At 36.8% G+C, this 1,338-nt stretch carries 3 protein-coding genes; all 3 read right to left on the bottom strand.

Annotated elements, in window-relative coordinates; all coding sequences use genetic code 11:
• Positions 1-97: 97 nt before the first annotated feature.
• Genes VZ94_RS19670 through VZ94_RS19665 form a run of 3 tightly spaced genes read right to left on the bottom strand, consistent with a single transcriptional unit; the run spans position 98 to position 1,062 of the window.
• Complete coding sequence (locus VZ94_RS19670; protein WP_045780531.1) at positions 98-685, bottom strand: DUF502 domain-containing protein; 588 nt, start codon at positions 683-685, stop codon at positions 98-100.
• Entirely contained in the window at positions 669-842 is a 174-nt protein-coding gene (locus VZ94_RS26195) for a hypothetical protein (RefSeq protein WP_157844982.1), read from the bottom strand. Before VZ94_RS26195 ends, VZ94_RS19670 begins: the two co-directional genes overlap by 17 nt.
• A 34-nt stretch (positions 843-876) precedes the next feature.
• The gene (locus tag VZ94_RS19665) at positions 877-1,062 is read right to left on the bottom strand and encodes a hypothetical protein (RefSeq protein WP_045780530.1); all 186 of its coding nucleotides are present in this window, start codon (positions 1,060-1,062) and stop codon (positions 877-879) included.
• Between the last annotated feature and the right edge of the window lie 276 nt (positions 1,063-1,338).

The following is a 1,338-nucleotide window of genomic DNA, read 5'->3' as shown; positions in this document are numbered from 1 at the left end:
CCAAGATATTTTTGAGGGATTCATTACCTACTCCAAGCAATTGTGATGCGAAAAAATTTCTTGAAAAGTATTTCGACTTGATTATAAATTGAAGTTCTTAATATAAATTATCAACATCATCAGACTTAGCGTAATCGACACCGACGCTCATCACAAAACTGGACACTTCTTCAATATTCATTGTCGACTGAATCGTCTTATCTTTATGAACCATCACGGTAAAACCGGAAGTCGGATTCGGTGATGTTGGAATATACAAGATATAACAATCGCCAATGCGATTCGTCACATAAGCTGGCACCCACATGCCGTCTTTAGGATATTCGACATAGACGACATTGTGTATTTGCGGCTCATCGGTAGTCAGAAACAAGCGCAATAGTTTTCGAGTGACTCGATAAATACTTCCAATGAGCGGAATGCGGTTAATAAACGATTCCAAAACATACAGTACATGGGCTTTATCATTTTTAAGCAGCTTGCCAAAATAAACTAATAAGCTGATAGCTGAGGCAAATAATAGAGTTGTCACCAATGGATTGTCATACTTACCATGTACCAGCAACACAAAATCCCTTAAAAAACTTTGTACATAAAAAATAATTTGGAATATCAGTGCAATAGGAAGAAAACCAATTACACCAATCAAAAAATAATTAACTATCATTTTAAGCGTATTTTTCATGTCGCCCCCAGTGTTGAATTTTATTATTGAGAAAAATGAATCTTTCCATAAGAATTGCTCTGTGTAGCTGTCGCTTAATTGGTTGTGCGGCGAAGTCCATTTCTATGATTTGCGCAGCATAGCCTTTATCGGCATTAACATAACCAAATCCGCTCACGAACGCCTATAAGCCATTGCATTGACGCTTAATTTCATGCTACCAATTTTTTTATTCCACCTGAATTTCTACTAGCGGTAAAGGCTTGAGTGGGTCGTTTCAAGCCTTGGTCTGAGGTTGCTTTTTGCATGGTGTTGATAACAGTAGGGTTCGGTGAAAAATATTCCGGTGTGCTCCACTGGCTCCATTTGTATTTGATAGTATCGAAATCATCCAGCATTATGAATCTGCGACAAATGGAGTGAATTTGCGTGCGCTGGTTTAAATTATTTTAATTAGTTTGAATAAGCCTAAAGTGTGTTTTTTTATAGCTAGTGCTTGCAAGAAAATCTCTGAAAGCCATATTCAACGCGGCTTACAGACAATTTCTACAATCGAGGTTTTTTAAAACTTACCATGTTCAATATGCCACCCTAACTCGTGTGGATGTAGGATACTAATTTCTAATGGAATTCTCTAATTCCTAAATAAAAWTTGCAAAAATCTTCGTCATGAT

The organism is Methylocucumis oryzae, assembly GCF_000963695.1.
Taxonomy (GTDB): domain Bacteria; phylum Pseudomonadota; class Gammaproteobacteria; order Methylococcales; family Methylomonadaceae; genus Methylovulum; species Methylovulum oryzae.
This window is presented reverse-complemented; position numbering and strand designations above follow the sequence as displayed.